This window comes from Aquirufa originis, assembly GCF_042714495.1.
GTDB classification, from domain to species: Bacteria; Bacteroidota; Bacteroidia; order Cytophagales; family Spirosomataceae; genus Aquirufa; species Aquirufa originis.
The window spans coordinates 566,575-586,740 of sequence record NZ_JBBKXY010000001.1 but is presented as its reverse complement, the minus strand read 5'-3'; the positions used below and the strand labels follow the sequence as shown (position 1 = coordinate 586,740).

Sequence of the window (20,166 nt, the reverse complement as noted above, 5' to 3'; positions counted from 1 at the left end):
AACAAAATACCCTATGAAGAAAATTATTCTATCGGGTTTACTGCTTTGTCTTTTGCAACCTGCAATAGCTCAGCCTAAACCTACTCCAACCACTCAAAAGGCATCCGCTAGCCTTCCCATACCCGAAAAGGTAACGGAAGCGGAAGGAATTACGGAATACAAATTAGCCAATGGCTTAAAAGTATTATTATTTCCAGACCCATCGAAGCAAACCATTACCGTTAACATCACCTATTTAGTAGGTTCTCGTCATGAGGGCTATGGTGAAACAGGTATGTCCCACTTGTTAGAACACATGGTGTTCAAGGGAACAAAAGAAAAACACAAAGAAGTAGCAAAAGAGATCTCTGATCATGGTGCTCAATTCAACGGAACTACTTGGTTAGATCGCACAAACTACTTCGAAACATTCGCTTCAACAGATGAAAATCTAGATTGGGCTTTAGATATGGAGGCTGATCGTATGATCAACTCACGTATTGCGAAGAGCGAATTAGAAACCGAAATGACGGTTGTTCGTAACGAATTCGAACGTGGCGAGAATGATCCAGGTAGTGTCTTAATGGAGCGTATCGTTTCTTCGGCTTTCTTATGGCATAACTATGGTAACTCCACTATCGGTGCTCGTTCTGACATCGAAAAAGTGCCTATTGAAAACTTACAAGCTTATTATCGTAAATACTACCAGCCAGATAACGCGGTTTTGTTAGTGGCAGGTAAGTTTGACCCAATTAAAACATTAAAGTTAGTCAACGAGAAATTTGGCATTATTCCACGTCCTGAGCGTGTTTTAACACCTACTTTCACGGCTGAACCTACCCAAGATGGAGAAAGAGAAGTGTCTCTTCGCCGCGTGGGTGATGTGCAAGTAGTAGGTATGGCCTACCATATTCCTTCTGGCTTACATCCTGATTATGTGGCGGTAGATGTGATGGCTGATTTATTAACAGATGCACCATCTGGACGTTTATACAAGGCGTTAATTGACACGAAGAAGGCAAGTAGCCAATTTGGATTTTCCTTCCAATTAAAGGAGCCGGGGTTGATTTATTTCGGCGCGGAAATTTTAAAAGAGAAATCTGTGGACTCTGTTCGTCAGATTATGTTTAATACCATTGAGAATTTTGCCAAAACTCCTCCAACTAAGGAAGAAGTCGATCGCATCAAGACCAAAGGCATTAAAAATATTGAGTTATTATTAAACAATGCACAACGTGTGGGCGTAGGTCTATCAGAATACATCGCACAAGGTGATTGGCGTTTATTATTCCACACACGTAATCAATTAGAGAAAATAACTCCTGAGGATATTCAGCGTGTGGCAGCAGCTTACTTCAAATCTTCTAACAGAACATCTGGAACTTTCTATCCTACCGAAAAACCAGAGCGTGCAGAGATTCCAGAGGCGAAAGACGTAGCTACGATTTTAAAAGACTTCAAGCCAAAGGCAGCAGTAAGCCAAGGTGAGGCTTTTGATCCATCTCCAGCAAACATTGATTCACGCACGAAGACGGAGAAAATCGGTGGAGTTCAATTAGCGCTATTAGCGAAGAAAACACGTGGTAATTCAGTTTATGCGCGTATGACTTTACGTTTTGGTGATGAAAAATCATTAATGGGAACAGTGACAGCGGCTGACTTAGCAGCTGACATGTTAACAAAAGGTACAGCCAAACACACGCGTCAACAATTCCAAGACGAATTAGACAAGTTAAAAGCGCGTGTAAGTATTTCTGGAGGTGCTACTCAAGCAAACGTTTCTATCGAGACAACACGCGAGAATTTAATCCCAGCGATGAAATTAGTGGCTGAAGCATTGAAGCAACCCGTTTTCCCAGCAGCAGAATTTGACAAATTAAAGCAAGAGAATTTAACCGCTATCGAAGGCCAAAAAAGTGAGCCACAAGCGAAAGGTTCAGAAGCCTTAGGTCAATTAAGAGCTGGTCACTATGATAAGAAGGACGTTCGTTACCAACCGACTATGGCGGAACAAATCACTAATTATGGGGCAGTCAAATTAGAAGAGTCGGTTAATTTCTACAAGAACTTCTACGGTGCATCGAATGCTACCTTCTCTGCAGTGGGTGATTTTGATGAGAAAGAATTGAAAGATTTAATTACAGCTGAATTTGCTAACTGGAAGTCTCCGAAGCCTTACAAACGTGTAGCAGAGGTATTTAAAGAAACAGGTGGCAAGGCGATTTCGATCGAAACACCTGATAAAGCGAATGCTTTCTTCTTAGCTTACCAACCATTGAAAATCTCTGATAGCGATCCAAATTACGCTGCCTTAGAATTATCAAACTATATGTTAGGTGGTGGTAGTGGCTTAAGCTCTCGTTTAATGAACCGTATTCGTCAAAAAGACGGTTTATCTTACGGTGTAGGCTCACAATTCGTGGCTAGTCCTTTAGACCAAAGCGGCGCGTTTATCGGCTATGCAATCTACGCACCAGAGAACTTAGCGAAGCTTGAGTCTGCTTTCAAAGAAGAAATTGAAAAAGTATTGAAAGAGGGTTTCACTCAGAAAGAGATCGACGAAGCGAAAAAATCTTGGTTACAATCTCGTCAAGTGACTCGTTCTCAAGACAATGCTTTAGTAGGAAGCTTGAACAGCAACTTGTTCTTAGGCCGTAATATGAAATGGTCTGAAGAATTAGAAAACAAAGTGAAGAGCTTAACTCCAGCACAGATTCAAGAGGCTACTCAGAAATCAATCGACTTATTGAAGATGTCCTTCATTAAAGCGGGTGACTATGAAGGTGCAGCTAAGAAAATGGCTGACAAAGCTAAAAATAGTACGTCAGAATCAGGAGCGATGGGCGGTGCGCCTAAGCAATAATCCTTTCTGAAAGGTCATAAAAAAAGGGAGCTCCTGATGGAAGCTCCCTTTTTTATGGTATTGATATTAACAAAACTCGTCAAATACACCTTCTAAGTGACCAGCAATCATATCTGCCGAACGACCTTCAATATGGTGACGTTCTACGAAATGAACTAACTCACCATCTTTGAATAACGCAATAGAAGGAGAAGATGGAGGGTAAGGTAAAGTATACTCACGTGCTTTTTGTACCGCTTCTGGATCTACACCCGCGAAAACCGTCACTAATTGATTAGGCTTCTTCGCTGATGAAGCTACCGCGTGTTTCACACCTGGACGAGCTGTAGAAGCCGAACATCCGCAAACTGAGTTGAAAAATACCAAGGTAGTTCCTGGTTTTGCCATTACGTCTTCCACTTCTGAAGCTAACTTCAATTCTTGGAAACCTCCGGCAACGATATCCATCCGCATAGGATGTACTAAATGTTCTGGATACATATATTTTTATATTAGATTTTAAATTAAACGCAATTACATAAAACCAAGTTCCAATTTGGCCACTTCAGACATCATATCCTGTTCATAAGGAGGATCAAATGTTAATTCTACAGAGACTTCCGCAATACCTTCAATCTCTCTTACCGCTTTCTCAATATCCACCGGAATACTTTCCGCAGATGGGCAAGAGGGCGAAGTTAGAGTCATTAAGATATATACGTTATTTACTGGAAAAATCTTGATTTCATAGATTAATCCGAGCTCGTACACATCTACTGGAATTTCTGGGTCATAGACAGTTTTAATCGCCTTCACCACTTTTTCCTTTAATTCTACCTCATTCATTTGACTTGAATTTTCCATACTAAATAATCGCTTAAGAGAAGGCCAACGCATAATGTTGCATTTGTTTTACCATGGAAACTAATCCGTTTGATCTGGTTTGGGCCAAATGCTGGCTCATTCCAATTTGCTCGATAAAGTACAAGTCCGCAGCCAAAATCTCTGCTGGTGTATGATTCGATAACACCCGAATCAGCATCGAAATCATTCCTTTAACGATAATGGCCTCTGAATCTGCTTGAAAAACGACTAAATCACCTTGCTTTTCGGCATGTAACCAAACACGGCTTTGGCAGCCTTTAATCACATTTTCCTCCGTTTTAAAGGCATCTGACATAGGCGCTAACTTCTTACCTAGGTCAATTAAATATTCGTATTTATCTGCCCAGTCTTCAAAAAGACCGAACTCTTCAATTAATTCTTCTTGTATCTCGTTAATTGGCTGTCCCATTATCCTAACATCTGTAAGGTTTTCTCTAAACAAAGTACAAAACGATCGATCTCCTCGAACGTATTGTAAAAAGCGAAGGAGGCACGGCACGTTCCCACTAGCTCGTAGCGCTGCATCAACGGCTGCGCACAGTGATGTCCGGTACGAATCGCAATGCCAAATTTATCTAATAACACCCCAATATCTTGTGGGTGAACTCCGTCAATCACGAATGAAATAACGGCTATCTTATCAGGAGCCGTACCCACGATACGTAATCCTGGAATCGCTTGCAATTTCTGTGTAGCATAGGCTAAAAGTGCCTCTTCTTGCGCGGCTAAGGCTTCCGAAGGAATAGCCTGAACATAATCTAGAGCAGCGCCAAAAGCAATCACATCCGCAATATTAGGCGTTCCTGCCTCAAATTTATAGGGTAATTCGTTATAAGTCGTACCCGAAAAACTCACCTCTTTAATCATCTCCCCTCCTCCTTGGTAAGGCGGCATCGACTCTAATAAATCACGCTTCCCGTACAACACTCCCACGCCCGTAGGCCCAAAAAGTTTGTGCGCAGAAAACACAAAGAAATCCATATCCAACGCTTGCACATCTACGGCTAAATGCGCGACAGATTGTGCCCCATCAATTAACACCTTAGCCCCTACTTCATGTGCCAAAGAAATAATCTCGACAATGGGATTAATCGTTCCAATTGCATTAGATACGTGATTGACTGCGACTAATTTGACTTTAGGATTCAATAAAGCTTTATAAGCTTCGATATCTAAAACACCGGCATCACTCACAGGGATCACTTTGATCTCTGCCCCTTTTTCCTCCGCAATCATCTGCCAAGGCACAATGTTCGAGTGGTGTTCTAGGTTAGAAACAATGATTTGATCTCCTTTTCCAACGTTAGCACGTCCAAAAGTTTGGGCAACTAAATTAATCCCTGCTGTCGTCCCCGAAGTGAAAATAATCTGATCTGTGGAAGGAGCATTCAAAAAGGCCGCTAGCTTTTTTCTAGTCAACTCATAAGCGGTTGTCGCACGTTCCGCCAAGGTGTGAATACCTCGGTGAATATTCGCATTATCCTGCTCATAATAGGCTGAAAGCGCATCGATAACGGCTTTTGGCTTTTGAGTGGTCGCTGCATTATCAAAATAAATCAAAGGAGCCTTGTTCACCTGTTGATGTAAAACAGGGAAATCCGCTCTAATTTGATCTATATTTAATGTTTCCGCCATGATTAAATCGCTAAGGAAGTCTGGATTTTTGTAATAATTTTATCTGTCAAACGCAACTTCGTTTCCTCGTGTGTTACGCGATCGATTACCTCTTGAACAAATGCGAGTAACAATAAAGTTCGCGCGTTCGCTAAAGAAATACCTCTTGAACGTAAATAGAATAAAGCTTCTTCGTTCAATTGACCTGTCGTCGTTCCATGGGAACATTTCACATCATCCGCCCAAATCTCTAATTGAGGCTTCGTATTCATCGTAGCACGAGTGGAAGCAAGAACGTTTTTGCAACTTTGGAAAGCATTGGTCTTCTGAGCATCTGGACGCACAAAAATCTTACCATTAAACACACCCGTTGCGTTTCCTAATAATACGCCTTTGTATAATTCGTGTGATTCTGAGTTCGGTTTGCGGTGATCTACAACCGTGTGAGAATCCATTAATTGATCTTCTCCTGGTACGTAAAGTCCATTCAAATTCGAAACTACCTTTTCACCATCGCTGTAGAAATGCAGGTTATTACGTAAATAAGCCGCATTCAGGGAGAATGTAAACAAATCAACCTGACTATTGGAAAGCTGCGTGATAAACGTATGATCGATGTGAGTCGTGTTTTGGGCCAAATCTTGCTCTTTCACATAGGTCAAATTTGCCTTCTCACTCACATATATTTCTTGTACAAAATTGGACAAAACTTCCGCTGAACCCGCTTTAGTAAAGGCGCGCTCGATCAAAGTCAAGGATGCGTCTGCTTCTAAATAAACGATTAAACGACTTTGAACCGCTGAGGCTTTTGCCACAGATAAAATATAATCGTGTGTAATCGCCTGATCAACTGAAACACCTGCTTTTACCCACAAAACCTGTGTATTTACCACAAGCGCTGTGTTTAAATCGTATAAGGAGTTCTGATCTAAAATAGGCAAACGCTGCTCCCATGTAGCTGCAATCGTTGGATTAGCAGCTAAAAAAGCATCAAATGATATGAATTCTACCCCTGCAGGCAATGCACCATGAAAACTAGTATTCCCATTTTGCGTTTGTAAACTCGCCGAGGAGGTTTCATTTAAAGGAGCAGGAGTCCAATCTAGGTCTTTTTCATTCCATGATTTCAAGGACGCATACTTCCATTCTTCCCATTTGTTGGTAGGAAATCCTTTGGCCTTAAAACGCTCTAAAGCCTCTTTCTGAACCGATGACGTTAATTCTGTATACAACATCTTATTCTCCTAAAGCTGAAATAATCCAATCATATCCACGCTCTTCTAATTCAAGCGCTAATTCTTTTCCACCTGATTTCACGATCTTTCCTTTGTACAATACGTGTACAAAATCAGGAATGATGTAGTCCAAAAGACGTTGGTAGTGTGTCACCACAATCGTCGCATTGTCTGGGGATTTCAATTTATTCACTCCTTCTGCCACGATACGCAAAGCATCAATATCCAAACCAGAGTCCGTTTCATCTAAAATGGCCAACTTAGGTTCTAAGACTGCCATTTGGAAGATTTCATTTCTTTTCTTCTCTCCACCGGAGAAACCTTCGTTTAGGGCACGAGACAATAAACTTTGGTCTATATTCACATAGCTCATCTTCTCTTTGAACATTTTCAAAAATTGAACAGCGTCCAAAGGATCCTCGCCACGGTATTTGCGAATTTCATTTACCGCTGACTTCATAAAGTTCGTTGTAGACACCCCTGGAATTTCCACTGGGTATTGAAAAGCAAGGAATAAACCCTCTGCTGCACGTTCTTCAGGAGCTAAATCCAGTAAATCTTTTCCGAAAAATTCAACGGATCCTCCAGTAACTTCGTAGTCTTCACGTCCTGCTAAAACGGACGCTAAGGTCGATTTACCTGATCCGTTGGGTCCCATAATGGCGTGAACCTCACCGGCTTTGATTTCTAAATTAATCCCCTTCAAGATTTCCTTCTCCCCTATTCTCGCTTGTAAATTCTTTATTGAAAGCATGGTATATGTTTTTAATCTGCAATTGAAACACAAAATTAAGACCAATGGTTTTGAAAAACTAGACTTTATTTAGATTCACTCTAAATAAAGGTTTTTTTTATCAAAAAAAGGGCTACTTTTGTATCAGATTTTCATCAAAATACGACCACCATGCTTACGATAACGGATTTAGCTGCCAATAGAATCAAGGAATTACGTTCTAAAGAAGGTTTAACGGAGGAATTCAACATCCGTGTAGCCGTTGAAGGTGGTGGCTGTTCAGGCCTTATGTATAATTTGGATTTTGCGGCAGAAGCTCAACCAAACGATATGATTTTCGAAGACAAAGGCGTGAAAGTGATGGTAGATAAGAAATCGATCCTCTACCTTGCTGGAACTGAATTAGACTTCTCTGATGGATTAAATGGTAAAGGTTTTCAATTCAAAAACCCGAACGCGAGCCGTACGTGTGGATGCGGAGAGAGCTTCTCCATCTAAGGCTTATTTATCTAATAAATAACTGTTTGCCGTCTAAAATATAGGGTTTCATTAATTGATACACGTCAAAAATAGGCAATCCCATTACCGTGTAAAAAGAGCCCTGAATGGATTCAATTCCCACCATCCCTAAGAAATCTTGCACTCCGTAAGATCCTGCTTTATCTAAGCATGATCCTTCTCGTACGTAGAAATCAATTTCCCAATCCTCGAAAGTCCTGAATTTAACTAAGGCCGAATCTGCTTTGGTAAACAAACCCTGAGGAGTGTGTAATGCAACCCCTGTGACCACTTCATGCGTTTTTCCAGACAATTGCTGTAACATGTAGATCGCCTCCGATTTATCTTGAGGTTTATTCAATATATCCTTTCCTAAAATCACCACCGTATCAGCGGCTAATACTAAGGCATTCGGGGAAATTCGTGCTAATTCATTTGCTTTTCTTTCTGCCAAATGTACCGGCACCTCTTGAGGCTTCATCTCAGCTGAAAAGGATTCATCAACATCACTAGGTAAAACGGAGAATTCGAATCCGGCGGAACGCAAGATCTCTTTTCGACGGGGAGAATTAGAAGCAAGAATAAAGGGATATTGAAGGGATAAAGATGTCTGCATGTCCAAAAATAGCCCAAAAATTAAAAATATCAGGGTTTTGATAGAAATAAATTTATTTTCCCTTGTATTTAATGTAATTACATTTAATTTTACGACATCAAATTTTCAACATGGGCATTTCCGAAGATTTAAAACAATCAAAATTTCCATCAGAAGCTTCTAAAGCCGTTGTAAACGCCATCTATACAGGCAACTGGATCGTTCAGCAACAACAGGAATTATTGAAACCTTTCGGACTTACGGTACAACAATATAATGTACTTCGTATTCTTCGTGGACAACAAGGAAACCCAATGACCGTTTTAGCCATCACAGAGCGTATGCTGGACAAAATGTCCAACGCCTCTCGCCTGGTGGATAAATTAGTAGAAAAAAAACTAGTGCTTCGTCGTGAATGTCCTCAAGATCGAAGAGCAGTAGATGTATTGATTTTACCAGCTGGACTGGATTTATTAACCCAAGTAGACCAAGTCCAAAATGACTGGGGAAAACATTTCGACGCTTTAGGAGTTAAAAGGCTCGAAGAAATGAACCAAATTTTGGACGAATTTAGAACCGTATTTTCTCACAATTAAACAATAAATTATATGAAATCTGTAAAAGTAGTTATTGCAACTTTGGCATTAGGCCTAATCACTTTCGCTGGTGTAGCTGCACCGAAAGTAGTTAATGTAAACAAGACAGCTAGCTCTATCGCTTGGTTAGCTAAGAAAGTAACTGGAGAGCACAATGGTACAGTAGGTATCTCTGCTGGTGCTTTGAGCATTAACGGAAACAAATTAGTAGGTGGAAACTTCACAATTGATTTAAAAACAATCAAGGATTTAGATATCACAGATGCTGGTTATAATCAAAAATTCATCGGACACATCACTTCAGGTGATTTCTTCGAAATCGAAAAATTCCCAACTGCCTCTTTCGTAATCACTAAAGTAGCTGGAAACCAAATTACTGGTAACTTGACAGTAAAAGGAATCACAAAATCAATCACTTTCCCAGCTGAAATCGCTGTAAAAGGTGGTAAAGTTACTGCAAAAGCAAACATCACAATCGATCGTACTGACTTCAACATCAAATACGGTTCTAAGAAATTCTTTGAGTCGATTGGGGATAAGGCGATTTTTGATGATTTCGCTCTAACTGTATCTTTAGTATCTGAGTAAATTTCAAAGGGTAATCTTTAAAACTGCCTTACGACAATGTTTTATACGATTACCCTTTAAAATTTTCTCTCTACTACCCTAACTCTCTCGCTCTCTCAACTGTGAGAAGGTGTTAAAGAATTTGAATTATTTAATTCGATAAAATTTAAGGCTTATTCGCAGAAAATAGATCAAAAGCTATTTTCTCTATAATCTCCACTCTATAATCTATAATATGTCTTTAATCGACTCATTATCATGGCGCTACGCCACCAAAAGAATGACTGGAAACAAAGTTTCCGCAGAAAAAATTGATTCTCTATTAGAAGCAATCCGCCTTTCAGCATCAGGTTTTGGTTTACAACCTTACAAAATTTTGGTTATTGAAAATCCAGAATTAAAAGCAAAAATCCAACCGATCGCCTATGGTCAACCTCAGGCGGTTGAATCGTCACACTTATTAGTTTTTGCAGCATGGAATGATATCACTGAAGCACAAATCGACTCTTTCATCCAATTAGTGGCTGATACACGTGGTCTTTCGGTGGATATGCTAGGAGATTACCGCGGAGCAATTGCTGGTTCACTTTTAGGTCGTCCTGTAGAAGCAAAAAGAAACTGGGCGGCACGCCAAGCGTATTTAGCGATGGGAACTGCTTTAGCAGCGGCTGGCGAATTACAAATTGATTCCACTCCAATGGAAGGTTTTATTCCTGCTCAATTAGATGAATTATTGGGTCTAGAAGCGATGGGCTTACATTCTGTATTGATGCTTGCCGTGGGTGAGCGCGATGCAGCGAATGACTTTATGGCAACTGCGACTAAAGTTCGTTATGCAAAAGAAGATCTAGTGATCAACTTATAATAAACATCTGCTTAAGAATGTGAAAAGGCTCCGAATTCGGAGCCTTTTTTATTGAATTTCGGCGAGAGAAACGACTGGTTTTAAGTCCAGCTTCCTACCCTCTTCTATGAGTAGATCCCAGCCTGAGGCCAATTCATTTCGAATGATTCCTTCCAGAACGGCTTCGCGCATCGCAATTTTAATCAAGCCAATTTCGCGACCAGGACCAATATCGAAGACTTGCATGATGATTTCGCCAGAGAAAACAGGCTGAAAATTACGAAGCGAATCGCTTTCCTCTACCTCTTTTAGTTTTTGCTCAACAATATCGAAATTACGTAGGTAACGTTTCACTTTATCGCCGTTTTTCGAGGTAATATCTGCCCGGCACAAAGTCATCAAAGCTTCCAATTCCTCTCCTGCCTCGAATAAGAGGCGACGTAAGGCAGAAGCGGTAATTTCCTCTTTCGATAAAGCAATGGGACGTAGATGAAGACGCACTAGCTTTTGGACTAGCTTCATCTTCTCGTTTAGCGGCAATTTCAAGCGTTTGAAGATGTTCGGTACTTGGCGTGCACCCATTTCTTCATGGCCGTGAAAAGTCCAGCCTTTGCCTTGGGCGAAACGTTTAGTTTGCGGTTTGGCAATATCGTGTAAAATCGCTGCCCAGCGCCACCAAAGGTCGTCGGTATTTTCGGCAATATTATCTAAGACCTGTAAAGTGTGGTAAAAATTATCTTTGTGCCCCTTGCCATCTTCTGTATCCACGCCTTTCAGCTTCATAAACTCAGGGAAAATGATCGGGAGAATTTCACAGGCATCAAGCAAAAGAAAACCGTAAGACGGTTTTTTACAGAGAATCATCTTGTTCAATTCATCTGAAATGCGCTCCATCGAAATAATCGATAAGCGATCTTTTTCTGTTTTTAGGGCTTCAAATGTTTCAGGTAATATATCAAATCCGAGTTGAGCTGCGAAACGAACCGCACGCATCATCCGAAGTGGATCATCTGAAAAAGTAATGCCGGGGGCTAATGGGGTGCGAATGATTTTGGCTTTTAAATCATCGAGTCCATTAAAAGGATCCAATAATTTGCCCCAATTCACCTTGTTCAATTGAACGGCCATTGCGTTGATGGTGAAATCGCGGCGGTTTTGGTCGTCTTCTAAAGTTCCCTCTTCCACTACAGGCTTACGAGAATCTCGATTGTACGACTCTTTGCGTGCGCCTACGAACTCTAGATCCCAATCATCGACTTTGATCATCGCCGTGCCAAAATTCTTAAAAACAGACACAGCGTGCTCAGGCAAATCAAATTCTTTGGCTACTTCTAGGGCTAAATCAATGCCAGAACCGATGCAAACCACATCAATATCCTTGCAATCCCGGCCCAAAATCGCATCCCGCACATACCCTCCAATGACGTAACTATCCACCCCTAAACGATCCGCTGCTAGGCCAATCTTAGAGAATATCGGATCTGCTACAATCTCCTTCCCTTCTTTCATCTATCCTCTGATTAACTTATAGTCGCCATGAAGGCCTAATTGCACAATTTTACTCGCCTTTTTAGCGGGTCCCTCTCCTGCTGGATTTTTTAAAACCCCATCAACGCCAGTAACAATAGAAGGCGCAATTCCGGCAAAATTAAGTGGTGAAGGCTCTCCTGAAAGATTCGCCGAAGTGGAAACTATCGCACGTTGGTAGCGGTAAATCAATCCTTTACAAAACTCATCTTTGACCAAACGAATAGCAATACTGCCGTCTGGTGCTAATAAAGAGGGGGAAACATTTTTTCCTTTGGGATAAATAATCGTCAAAGGATCCTCCGCAAATTCCACTAAATCCCAAGCGAGATCTGGCACCTGTTCCACGTATTCGCTCAGTTGCTCGATTTTAGAGATCAAGACTATCAAACCTTTAGATGCAGGCCTATTTTTTAGTTCCAAAATCTTCTCAATGGCTTGCTCATTTCGAACATCACAGCCTAAACCCCAGATTGTGTCGCTAGGATACAACAGCACGCCTCCTGATTTTAAAGTTTGAATTGCCTCGTGGTACATATTTTGCATAATAAGGGCAAAGGTAAGATTAATTTATTCATTTCTGAGCATGAGAAGCAAGGTTTAGAGTGAATTTAGCTACCTTTGCAGATTGATAAATCAGAGCCATTTAGATGTCAAACATTCAACAAACATTACAGCTAGAACTAGCGAAAGGATTAAAAGCCCTCTTTCAAATCGAGGTGACCGAAATCGCGTTACAAGAGACCAAAAAAGAGTTTGAAGGCGCTTACACCTTAGTTGTTTTCCCTTTCACTAAGCAAGCCGGAAAAGCTCCTGCATCCATTGCGACGGATTTAGGGGAATATATGTTAGCGAATTGTTCCATCGTGAAGGCTTATCAAGTTGTTCAAGGATTTTTAAATTTATCCATTCACGATTCCGCTTGGTTAGGTTTATTAGCCAGCGTAGCTTCTGATAAAAATCCATTCCAAATTGAATCAAAAGGCGAAAAAGTACTCATCGAATACTCCTCTCCTAACACGAATAAACCCTTACATTTAGGCCATTTACGCAATAACTTTTTAGGTTTTTCTGTGGCACAAATCTTAGCCGCAGGTGGCTTTGAAGTTGTTAAAACCAACTTAGTGAACGACCGCGGCATACATATTTGTAAGTCGATGTTAGCTTACCAGCTTTTTGGCAATCAAGAAACGCCCGAAACGTCTGGACTAAAAGGCGATCATTTAGTGGGTAAATACTACGTGGCTTTCGATGTAGCTTACAAGGAGGAAATCGCAGCATTAAAGGCTGGCGGTTTGGACGAAGAACAAGCTAAAAAACAAGCTCCTATCCTACTGAAGGCACAAGAAATGCTTTTGAAATGGGAACAAGGTGATGAAGAGGTGATGAACTTGTGGAATACCATGAATGCGTGGGTTTTCGCTGGTTTTGAGAAATCCTACCAAACGATGGGTGTTTCATTCGATAAAATCTACCGCGAATCCAATACCTATTTATTAGGAAAGCAATTAGTAGACGAAGGATTAGCTGCGGGTGTATTTTTCCAAAAGCCTGACGGATCGGTTTGGATCAATTTAGAGGCTGAGGGACTAGATGAAAAACTGGTGTTACGTAAGGACGGAACTTCTGTATACATCACCCAAGATATGGGAACAGCCCAATTGAAATACGAAGATTTCAAAGCAAATCAATCGGTTTATGTAGTGGGTAACGAGCAAGATTACCACTTCGAGGTGCTATTCCATATTTTAAAGAAATTAAACAAGCCTTTCTCAAAAGGCAACTTCCACCTTTCTTATGGCATGGTGGATTTACCAAGCGGAAAGATGAAGTCGCGCGAAGGAACGGTGGTAGATGCGGATGATTTGATGGCTGAAATGATTCAAACGGCTAAGGACCGGACCTTAGAATTAGGCAAAATCGATGGCTTCACGGAGGTAGAATCGAACGAATTGTTTCATAACCTGGGTTTAGGTGCCTTGAAGTATTTCTTATTAAAAGTGGAACCGAAGAAACGCATGTTATTTAACCCGGAAGAATCTATCGACTTCCAAGGCAATACAGGCCCTTTCATTCAATATACACACGCTAGGATTTGCTCGATTTTACGTAAAGGAGGAAAGATTACAGCTGTTTTGACCGATTCCGAATTAGCCGAATCGGAACAAGAATTAATCTATTTATTAGGCGAATACAAGGCAAGTATTTCACAAGCGGCGGCGAACTTTGCTCCTTCGGTCATCGCTAATTATGCCTACGATTTAGCGAAGACTTTTAATAAGTTCTATAATGAATTAAGTATTCTATCAGAGGAAAATGAGGTGAAGCGAAACATTCGACTTACCTTAGCTGAGCTGACAGGAAAAACAATTCAGCATGCTACGTCGTTATTAGGTATAGTTTCACCTAATAGAATGTAATTTGAAACGTAAATACCTTTACCTCACCTTATTAATCATCATTATCATGATCGCAAGTTTTATGAAAATCGGATCGTTATTAACGGCTTTGGCCCTCCCATTCACTCAAAAAACCGTCCTAAACAGACCAGAAAAAATGGAAACTCCCGCTGCAACTACCAACTTCCATTCCTTCAAAATGAAAGGAATCGATGGAAAAGAGATTGATTTCTCTCAATTCAAGGGAAAGAAAATCATCGTATTAAATACCGCGTCTAAATGCGGATACACACCACAATACGCTGATTGGGAGAAATTCCACAAAGAAAACAAAGACATCGTTATTTTAGGCTTTCCCGCCAATGAATTTGGCGGACAAGAGCCTGGATCTAATGCTGAAATTTCGTCATTCTGCTCATTAAACTATGGCGTTTCCTTCCAAATGATGGAAAAAGTCGTGGTAAAAGGATCCGAAAAATGTGACTTATATCAATGGCTTTCAGACAAATCGAAGAATGGTTGGAATGAAAAAGAGCCAAGCTGGAACTTCTGCAAATACGTGATCAACGAGAAAGGCGAATTGCAAAACTTCTTTGCTTCAGGTATCAAGCCAAACAGTCCAGAATTTTTAGCTGCTATCGGAAAATAAGATGAATAGATGGGTAGACGCGGCAAGACCTAGAACCTTACCGCTTGCTGTTGGAAGTATTTTATTGGGCAATTTTCTAGCGTTTGCTAGCGGAAAATTTGATTTCTTGATTGCCTTACTAGCGACACTTACTACCCTATTATTACAAATCCTATCCAATTTTGCGAATGACTTAGGCGACTTCTCGAATGGAGTCGATAACGCAGACCGCAAAGTAGCGTTAAGAGCCGTTCAAACTGGAAAAATCAGTCAACAAGAGATGAGAACTGCTGTGATTTGGACAGCGGTTCTTTCTTTTATATCAGGCATCTCCTTATTATTTTTCGGACTAAAGAATGCCACACTAGAAGTATGGGGCACTTTTCTAGGCCTAGGCCTAGCTGCCATTGCCGCTGCCATTGCCTACACGGTAGGTAAAAGACCTTACGGTTATATGGGACTAGGGGATATTTCGGTGTTTTTGTTTTTTGGACTAATCGGAACGGTGGGGACCTATTATTTACAGACCTATAGCCTGGATGTAGCCATTTTCTTGCCTGCATCCGGATGTGGCTTTTTATCTGTGGCGGTATTGAATTTAAATAATTTACGGGATATCGATAATGATATCAAAACGGGTAAAAACTCGATTCCCGTTCGAATTGGTAAAACTTTCGGGTTTTATTACCAAAAAGCACTCTATATAATCGCCATCGCTTGCTTCTATGCCTACCCTTTCGCAGCTGGAATAAAAATAGGTGTCAACCAACAATTACTAATAGTGGGAGTTTATCCCATTATTCAATTATTCCGAGAACTTCACTCCGGAATGACTTCTGCACAAATTGATCCCTATTTAAAAAAGACAGCTTTGAGAACGCTGTTTTTGATCCTTGTTTTTGGGGTGATTCAAATTTTAACAAGCCAGTAATTTCGCTTATTTTTACAAAAAATAAGTTCCTATGAAATTCAAAGTGGGCATTCTAGCCTTCGCCTTATTGGCTTGCCATTTCTCCTTATCAGCACAAACGGCTGAGATCAATCATTTAGAAATTGGATTAAACCAGAATAAAACGGGAAATTACGCGGACGCCCTACGTAACTTTAGCCTTGAAATAGAGAAAACGGCAGCTAATCCGAATCCCATTGCCTTTTATAACCGAGGTTTTGCCAAATACAATTTGAAGGATTTCCAAGGGGCTATTTTGGACTTCAACAAAGCGCTGGAACTAAAATCGAATTACTTCGAAGCCTTTATCGCACGTGGTCAAAGCTTTAGCAAACAAGATAACCACCCCTTAGCGATTCAAGATTACAATGAAGCGATACGCTTGAATCCGTTGGAAGGAACAGCCTATTTGAGTCGTGGTATTTCCAAAAACAAACTTGAAAACTACCGCGGTGCCATTACCGATTTCAATAAATCACTCGAATTATTACCTGATTACGCCCCTACCTTAGCCGTAAGAGCCGATAGCAAATCAAAATTAGGCGATTATGCCGGAAGCATTGAAGATTACAATAAAGCCATCGAAATCACGCCAAAGCGTACCAATTACTTGTCTGGACGTGCTTTCGCCAAAATGAAAATAGCCGACTTCAAGGGTGCTTTGGCGGATTTCACAGAAGTAGTAAAATTGAGTCCAGAAAAATCAGAGGAATGGTATTATTCCGGCTTATGCAAAGCGCAGTTGGAAAATTACCGAGGCGAAAATGGGGAAAAAGGAGCGCTAGAGGACTTCAACAAGGCCTTAGAATTAGATCCAGAAAATATTGAAGCGATGTATGGCCGTGGATTCGTGAAAGCCAAATTAGGCGACCAACGCGCAGCGATGGAAGATTTTACGAAGGCGATCGAATTTGGGAATAATGAAAATGCGAAGATTCTTTACACCGCTAAACTAGGCAAAATTCAGCTAGACGAAATCCGGAACGGATTAGTAGATCGTACGAAAATGAGTGATATGAGTGCTGGAAGAGCAGAGGTATTTTTCCACCGCGGTTTAGCCAAAGCAAAAACGGGCGATCCGAAAAGTGCCATCGATGACTACAACCGCGCTATCTCCTTCCATCCCACTTACGCAGACGCTTATTTTCAACGCGGTATTGCTAAATCGAGTCTAGGGGACCAACGAAACGCCATTCAAGATTGCAATAATGCCATCGAATTAAATGGAAAATTCGCGGAAGCCTATTTCATTCGCGGCATCATCAAACTGGCATTGAACGATACGACAGGCTGCTTGGATTTAAGCAAAGCGGGTGAACTGGGTTATGCTGCTGCTTATAACGTGATACGAGATTATTGTAACTAACAAAAAAGGCCTTCCATTCAGAAGGCCTTTTTTGTTAATCAAATCGTAAGTGTTTGACGGACTCACCGGAATTCGCAAGTTCCTCAAGTGCATCGATACCGATTTGAAGGTGCTTGTCGACAAAATTAGCCGTCACCTTCTTATCACTGGCATCTGTTTTCACCCCATCCGGTGTCATCGGGTTATCTGATACTAGTAAAAGAGCTCCATGGGGTATTTTGTTCTTGAAACCCACGGTGAAAATGGTGGCTGTTTCCATATCAATACCCATTGCCCGAATATCCGATAAATAGGTCTTGAACACTTCATCGTGCTCCCAAACCCGGCGGTTTGTGGTATAAATTAAACCGGTCCAATAATCTAATTCGTGTTTTTTAATCATGGAAGAAACCGCGCGTTGCAACCGGAAGGAAGGTAGGGCGGGCACTTCTTTGGGCATATATTCATCCGATGTCCCTTCTCCTCTCACAGCAGCAATCGGAAGGATTAAATCTCCCAAGGCTAAATTCTTCTTCAATCCACCACATTTCCCTAAAAAAAGGACTGCTTTAGGGCTGATGGCGGATAAAATATCCATCACCGTGGCGGCCATGGGAGAACCCATTCCAAAATTGATAATCGTAATATTATGTGCCGTAGCCGTCTGCATGGGGCGATCGTGACCCTTTATTTCCACTCCAAATTTCTCCGCGAACATATCCACGTAATTCTTGAAATTGGTTAATAATATATACTGTCCAAAATCCTCCGAATTCGTGCCCGTATAGCGGGGTAACCAATTCTGTACAATTTCCTCTTTCGTTTTCATATTTATACACTCTGTTGTGATGAATTAATTAAGCAAAAAGATTAATTTAGAGCTTATATTGATAAAGATGATCACATCTCCAGAATTAAACTTAGTCTTTCCTGCCTATTCACACAAAGTAAAGAAAAAGGAAGGAAAATTGTATATTTTTGAAGAGATCACGAAAAAATATAGATTACTAACCCCAGAAGAATGGGTTCGGCAACATTGCTTACATTATTTAGTCAATGAATTAAACTACCCTGCCTCTTTATTCCAAATAGAAGGAAGTATGAAGGTGGATCAATTCAATAGACGAACCGATATTCGGCTTTTTAAGAACAGCGGAGAGGTTTTTATGCTGATTGAATGCAAAGCACCTCATGTTGAATTAAACTTAAGCACCTTACAACAAATAAGTCAATACCAAAAAATACAAAAAGCAGAATACCTTGTCATTACAAATGGCCTAACGAACATTATACTACATCATTCAACAGAAATCTTAACCGAATTCCCCTCTTATCTATGAAAAAGGTTCTTCTTGTTTTCCTAGGAATACTTTCGTTCTCTGCTTTGGCACAGAAAAAACCAGCCTTAGTGGTAGGTATCGTCGTGGACCAAATGCGCTACGAATATTTGAATAAATTTTATGATCGCTATTCGGACAAAGGTTTCAAGCGCTTGATAAAAGAAGGCATCAATTGCACTGATAACCATTATAATTATGCCCCAACAGTCACTGCAGCGGGACACGCGAGTGTCTATACGGGCACCGTTCCTGCGGTTCACGGCATTTTGGGAAATGATTGGATCGAAGTGGCGAATGGCAAAAAAATGTACTGTGTAGATGATTCTACCGTACAAACGGTGGGTAGCAAAAGCAAAGCGGGACTAATGTCACCGAAGAATATGTTCACCTCCACGATCACCGATCAATTAAAGATGGCGCAAAATTACAAGTCAAAAACCATCGCCATCGCCTTGAAAGACCGAGGTTCCATTTTACCCGGTGGGCATACGGCGGATGCTGCTTATTGGTACGATTCGGCAGATGGCTATTGGATAACGTCTTCTTTTTATACCAAAGAATTACCGACTTGGGTACAGAAATTCAATCTAGAAGGTCGTCCACAAAAATACATCAACCAAGGCTGGAATACGTTATATCCAATCGCTACCTACACGCGTTCTGCGGAGGACGATAGCCCATACGAAAGTAAATTGAGTGGGGAGAAAGCACCAGTATTTCCACACGATTTAAAAGGAGGAAATGCACTGGAGGTCCTTCGTTCGACACCATATGGCAATAATCTAACGAAAGATTTCGCGATAAAGGCGATTGAAGAAGAGCATTTGGGTAAAAATGGAACCACCGATTTCTTAGCGATTAGTTTCTCCTCAACGGATTACGTGGGTCACTCTTTTGGACCGCAATCCATCGAATTAGAAGATACGTATTTGCGATTGGATCAAGATATTGCGGACATATTAACGCATTTAGATGCCAAATTAGGCAAGAATCAATACCTCGTTTTCTTAACGGCAGACCATGCTGTAGCTGAAATCCCTTCTTACATCAAAAGCAAACGCTTACCGGGTGGATCATTTGATAATGGAAAGGCCCTAAACGAGGCAAAAGCGGCTTTAAAACAGGAATTTGGAGACGTTGAACTGATGGCAGGAGCGGATAATTACCAAATTTACTTGAATCACGCGAACCTAGAGCGATTACATATTTCGAAGGAGGCTGTGGCAAAGGTTTTGGAGAAATCATTTAAAAACCAAGCGGGATTCGCCGAATTAGTCGATATGAGAGCGGCTGGATCAAGTCCCATCCCCGCACTTTACCGCGAAATGATCATCAACGGTTACAACCAATCACGGAGCGGCGACTTTATGTATTTATTGAAACCACAATGGTTCTCCGGCTACAAAACAGGCACATCGCATAGCACCGTTTACGCGTATGACACCCACGTTCCCTTGTTATTTTTTGGCTGGAACGTAGCACATAAAGAGATCAACCAAAGAACACACATCAGTGATATTGCCAGCACCTTAGCCAATTGGTTAAAAATCAACGAACCGTCTGGAAGTATCGGAAAAGTTATACAGTAAT

General features: G+C 41.0%; 21 protein-coding genes. 11 read left to right on the top strand and 10 right to left on the bottom strand.

Annotation, left to right across the window (positions count from 1 at the left end; genetic code table 11):
* The first annotated feature begins 13 nt into the window (after positions 1 to 13).
* Positions 14 to 2,842 (top strand): M16 family metallopeptidase, encoded by a 2,829-nt coding sequence (locus SKC35_RS02470; RefSeq protein WP_377977904.1) that lies wholly within the window; start codon positions 14 to 16, stop codon positions 2,840 to 2,842.
* 66 nt (positions 2,843 to 2,908) lie between these two features.
* Here the strand turns inward: SKC35_RS02470 and SKC35_RS02465 are convergent, their stop codons facing one another.
* Genes SKC35_RS02465 through sufC form a run of 6 tightly spaced genes read right to left on the bottom strand, consistent with a single transcriptional unit; the run spans position 2,909 to position 7,309 of the window.
* Positions 2,909 to 3,322, bottom strand: coding sequence for a BrxA/BrxB family bacilliredoxin (locus SKC35_RS02465; RefSeq protein WP_130896355.1), 414 nt, complete (start codon positions 3,320 to 3,322; stop codon positions 2,909 to 2,911).
* Between the two features lie 33 nt (positions 3,323 to 3,355).
* Positions 3,356 to 3,667: an iron-sulfur cluster assembly protein gene (locus SKC35_RS02460; RefSeq protein WP_223131844.1), complete on the bottom strand. Its 312-nt coding sequence runs from the start codon at positions 3,665 to 3,667 to the stop codon at positions 3,356 to 3,358.
* A gap of 31 nt (positions 3,668 to 3,698) precedes the next feature.
* Positions 3,699 to 4,115 (bottom strand): SufE family protein, encoded by a 417-nt coding sequence (locus tag SKC35_RS02455; protein WP_130923847.1) that lies wholly within the window; start codon positions 4,113 to 4,115, stop codon positions 3,699 to 3,701.
* Positions 4,115 to 5,341: a SufS family cysteine desulfurase gene (locus SKC35_RS02450; RefSeq protein ID WP_377977903.1), complete on the bottom strand. Its 1,227-nt coding sequence runs from the start codon at positions 5,339 to 5,341 to the stop codon at positions 4,115 to 4,117. The genes SKC35_RS02455 and SKC35_RS02450 overlap by 1 nt, the downstream gene beginning before the upstream one ends.
* A gap of 2 nt (positions 5,342 to 5,343) precedes the next feature.
* Positions 5,344 to 6,555 (bottom strand): Fe-S cluster assembly protein SufD, encoded by a 1,212-nt coding sequence (sufD, locus tag SKC35_RS02445; protein ID WP_377977902.1) that lies wholly within the window; start codon positions 6,553 to 6,555, stop codon positions 5,344 to 5,346.
* 1 nt (position 6,556) lies between these two features.
* Complete coding sequence (sufC, locus tag SKC35_RS02440; RefSeq protein WP_377977901.1) at positions 6,557 to 7,309, bottom strand: Fe-S cluster assembly ATPase SufC; 753 nt, start codon at positions 7,307 to 7,309, stop codon at positions 6,557 to 6,559.
* A gap of 150 nt (positions 7,310 to 7,459) precedes the next feature.
* On the opposite strand from sufC, the gene SKC35_RS02435 reads away from it, so the two are divergent.
* Entirely contained in the window at positions 7,460 to 7,786 is a 327-nt protein-coding gene (locus SKC35_RS02435; protein ID WP_130896345.1) for a HesB/IscA family protein, read from the top strand.
* A gap of 7 nt (positions 7,787 to 7,793) precedes the next feature.
* Here the strand turns inward: SKC35_RS02435 and SKC35_RS02430 are convergent, their stop codons facing one another.
* On the bottom strand, positions 7,794 to 8,402 hold the full coding sequence (locus tag SKC35_RS02430; RefSeq protein WP_377977900.1) for a Maf family protein: 609 nt from the start codon (positions 8,400 to 8,402) through the stop codon (positions 7,794 to 7,796).
* A gap of 110 nt (positions 8,403 to 8,512) precedes the next feature.
* Here SKC35_RS02430 and SKC35_RS02425 point away from each other — a divergent pair, with 110 nt between their 5' ends.
* The 3 genes from SKC35_RS02425 (at position 8,513) to SKC35_RS02415 (ending at position 10,409) form a co-directional block, all read left to right on the top strand.
* Positions 8,513 to 8,977, top strand: a complete 465-nt coding sequence (locus SKC35_RS02425) for a MarR family winged helix-turn-helix transcriptional regulator (RefSeq protein WP_377977899.1) — start codon at positions 8,513 to 8,515, stop codon at positions 8,975 to 8,977.
* A gap of 12 nt (positions 8,978 to 8,989) precedes the next feature.
* Positions 8,990 to 9,565: a YceI family protein gene (locus tag SKC35_RS02420; RefSeq protein WP_377977898.1), complete on the top strand. Its 576-nt coding sequence runs from the start codon at positions 8,990 to 8,992 to the stop codon at positions 9,563 to 9,565.
* Positions 9,566 to 9,779: 214 nt separating this feature from the next.
* On the top strand, positions 9,780 to 10,409 hold the full coding sequence (locus tag SKC35_RS02415; protein WP_377977897.1) for an NAD(P)H-dependent oxidoreductase: 630 nt from the start codon (positions 9,780 to 9,782) through the stop codon (positions 10,407 to 10,409).
* Positions 10,410 to 10,457: 48 nt separating this feature from the next.
* On the opposite strand, the gene SKC35_RS02410 is transcribed toward SKC35_RS02415, so the two are convergent.
* A complete protein-coding gene (locus SKC35_RS02410; protein WP_377977896.1) occupies positions 10,458 to 11,897 on the bottom strand; it encodes a CCA tRNA nucleotidyltransferase in 1,440 nt (479 codons plus the stop codon).
* Positions 11,898 to 12,452 (bottom strand): L-threonylcarbamoyladenylate synthase, encoded by a 555-nt coding sequence (locus tag SKC35_RS02405; protein WP_252622664.1) that lies wholly within the window; start codon positions 12,450 to 12,452, stop codon positions 11,898 to 11,900.
* A gap of 113 nt (positions 12,453 to 12,565) precedes the next feature.
* Between SKC35_RS02405 and argS the strand changes: the two genes are divergently transcribed.
* Genes argS through SKC35_RS02385 form a run of 4 tightly spaced genes read left to right on the top strand, consistent with a single transcriptional unit; the run spans position 12,566 to position 17,257 of the window.
* A complete protein-coding gene (gene argS / locus SKC35_RS02400) occupies positions 12,566 to 14,335 on the top strand; it encodes an arginine--tRNA ligase (RefSeq protein ID WP_377977895.1) in 1,770 nt (589 codons plus the stop codon).
* A 46-nt stretch (positions 14,336 to 14,381) separates the two neighbouring features.
* The gene (locus SKC35_RS02395) at positions 14,382 to 14,963 is read left to right on the top strand and encodes a glutathione peroxidase (RefSeq protein ID WP_377977894.1); all 582 of its coding nucleotides are present in this window, start codon (positions 14,382 to 14,384) and stop codon (positions 14,961 to 14,963) included.
* 1 nt (position 14,964) lies between these two features.
* Entirely contained in the window at positions 14,965 to 15,873 is a 909-nt protein-coding gene (gene menA / locus SKC35_RS02390) for a 1,4-dihydroxy-2-naphthoate octaprenyltransferase (protein ID WP_377977893.1), read from the top strand.
* 31 nt (positions 15,874 to 15,904) lie between these two features.
* The gene (locus tag SKC35_RS02385; protein WP_377977892.1) at positions 15,905 to 17,257 is read left to right on the top strand and encodes a tetratricopeptide repeat protein; all 1,353 of its coding nucleotides are present in this window, start codon (positions 15,905 to 15,907) and stop codon (positions 17,255 to 17,257) included.
* Between the two features lie 34 nt (positions 17,258 to 17,291).
* On the opposite strand, the gene SKC35_RS02380 is transcribed toward SKC35_RS02385, so the two are convergent.
* A complete protein-coding gene (locus tag SKC35_RS02380; protein WP_377977891.1) occupies positions 17,292 to 18,065 on the bottom strand; it encodes an AMP nucleosidase in 774 nt (257 codons plus the stop codon).
* A 67-nt stretch (positions 18,066 to 18,132) separates the two neighbouring features.
* Between SKC35_RS02380 and SKC35_RS02375 the strand changes: the two genes are divergently transcribed.
* Entirely contained in the window at positions 18,133 to 18,576 is a 444-nt protein-coding gene (locus tag SKC35_RS02375) for a type I restriction enzyme HsdR N-terminal domain-containing protein (RefSeq protein ID WP_377977890.1), read from the top strand.
* Complete coding sequence (gene pafA / locus SKC35_RS02370; protein WP_377977889.1) at positions 18,573 to 20,165, top strand: alkaline phosphatase PafA; 1,593 nt, start codon at positions 18,573 to 18,575, stop codon at positions 20,163 to 20,165. Before SKC35_RS02375 ends, pafA begins: the two co-directional genes overlap by 4 nt.
* Position 20,166: the final 1 nt, after the last annotated feature.

Coding starts and splice junctions, on each gene's coding strand:
- SKC35_RS02375 (WP_377977890.1), top strand. CDS start 18,133: ATGATCACATCTCCAGAATTAAACTTAGTCTTTCCTGCCTATTCACAC.
- SKC35_RS02405 (WP_252622664.1), bottom strand. CDS start 12,452: ATGTACCACGAGGCAATTCAAACTTTAAAATCAGGAGGCGTGCTGTTG.
- SKC35_RS02425 (WP_377977899.1), top strand. CDS start 8,513: ATGGGCATTTCCGAAGATTTAAAACAATCAAAATTTCCATCAGAAGCT.
- SKC35_RS02450 (WP_377977903.1), bottom strand. CDS start 5,341: ATGGCGGAAACATTAAATATAGATCAAATTAGAGCGGATTTCCCTGTT.
- SKC35_RS02380 (WP_377977891.1), bottom strand. CDS start 18,065: ATGAAAACGAAAGAGGAAATTGTACAGAATTGGTTACCCCGCTATACG.
- SKC35_RS02470 (WP_377977904.1), top strand. CDS start 14: ATGAAGAAAATTATTCTATCGGGTTTACTGCTTTGTCTTTTGCAACCT.
- SKC35_RS02465 (WP_130896355.1), bottom strand. CDS start 3,322: ATGTATCCAGAACATTTAGTACATCCTATGCGGATGGATATCGTTGCC.
- SKC35_RS02430 (WP_377977900.1), bottom strand. CDS start 8,402: ATGCAGACATCTTTATCCCTTCAATATCCCTTTATTCTTGCTTCTAAT.
- SKC35_RS02385 (WP_377977892.1), top strand. CDS start 15,905: ATGAAATTCAAAGTGGGCATTCTAGCCTTCGCCTTATTGGCTTGCCAT.
- sufD (WP_377977902.1), bottom strand. CDS start 6,555: ATGTTGTATACAGAATTAACGTCATCGGTTCAGAAAGAGGCTTTAGAG.
- SKC35_RS02455 (WP_130923847.1), bottom strand. CDS start 4,115: ATGGGACAGCCAATTAACGAGATACAAGAAGAATTAATTGAAGAGTTC.
- SKC35_RS02420 (WP_377977898.1), top strand. CDS start 8,990: ATGAAATCTGTAAAAGTAGTTATTGCAACTTTGGCATTAGGCCTAATC.
- SKC35_RS02435 (WP_130896345.1), top strand. CDS start 7,460: ATGCTTACGATAACGGATTTAGCTGCCAATAGAATCAAGGAATTACGT.
- SKC35_RS02410 (WP_377977896.1), bottom strand. CDS start 11,897: ATGAAAGAAGGGAAGGAGATTGTAGCAGATCCGATATTCTCTAAGATT.
- SKC35_RS02415 (WP_377977897.1), top strand. CDS start 9,780: ATGTCTTTAATCGACTCATTATCATGGCGCTACGCCACCAAAAGAATG.
- pafA (WP_377977889.1), top strand. CDS start 18,573: ATGAAAAAGGTTCTTCTTGTTTTCCTAGGAATACTTTCGTTCTCTGCT.
- menA (WP_377977893.1), top strand. CDS start 14,965: ATGAATAGATGGGTAGACGCGGCAAGACCTAGAACCTTACCGCTTGCT.
- argS (WP_377977895.1), top strand. CDS start 12,566: ATGTCAAACATTCAACAAACATTACAGCTAGAACTAGCGAAAGGATTA.
- sufC (WP_377977901.1), bottom strand. CDS start 7,309: ATGCTTTCAATAAAGAATTTACAAGCGAGAATAGGGGAGAAGGAAATC.
- SKC35_RS02460 (WP_223131844.1), bottom strand. CDS start 3,667: ATGAATGAGGTAGAATTAAAGGAAAAAGTGGTGAAGGCGATTAAAACT.
- SKC35_RS02395 (WP_377977894.1), top strand. CDS start 14,382: ATGATCGCAAGTTTTATGAAAATCGGATCGTTATTAACGGCTTTGGCC.